Source organism: Streptomyces sp. AC627_RSS907 (assembly GCF_019049165.1).
Window position 1 is genome coordinate 1 of record NZ_JAGMUE010000413.1, and the last position, 607, is coordinate 607.

1 protein-coding gene is annotated in these 607 nt (G+C 78.7%); it reads left to right on the top strand.

The window, feature by feature from the left end; all coding sequences use genetic code 11:
• Positions 1-13 precede the first annotated feature (13 nt).
• A partial coding sequence (locus KUM32_RS36195; protein WP_308408811.1) for an AMP-binding protein occupies positions 14-607 on the top strand: 594 nt, incomplete at its 3' end.

A 607-nucleotide genomic window follows, 5' to 3' on the forward strand; every position in this document is an offset into this window, starting at 1 on the left:
GCCCCACACGCCGGTGACCCGGCTGGCCGTGATCACCGCCGCCGAGCGGCACACCCAGCTCACCGAGTGGAACCCCACCGGCGAGCACGACGGCGAGCCCGACCTCATCGAACGCTTCACCACCGTGGTGCGGGCCGACCCCGACGCGCCCGCCGTCACCCACGCCGGGCGCACCCTCAGCTACCGCGAACTCGACGCCGCCTCCCGCCGCCTGGCCGCCCGGCTCACCGCCCGGGGCGCGGGCCCCGAGGACCGCGTGGCCCTGCTGCTGCCCCGCTCGCCGCTCGCGGTCGTGGCCATCGTCGGCGTGCTGCGCGCGGGGGCCGCGTACGTGCCCATCGACCCGCGCTACCCGACGGACCGGATCGCCTACACGCTCGCCGACGCCGCCCCGGCGGCCGTCCTCACCACGGCCGAGCACGCCGACGAGCCAGCCCTGCGCGGCCACCCGGTACTGACCTTGGCCGAGGACGGCGACCCCCTTGAGTCCGAGGCCGCCGCGCCCAAGGCCGCCGCGCCCGAGGCCGCCGCGCCCGCGCGCGCCGGCGGCCCGGCCCCCGCGCACCCCGAGCACGCCGCGTACCTCATCTACACCTCGGGCTCCACT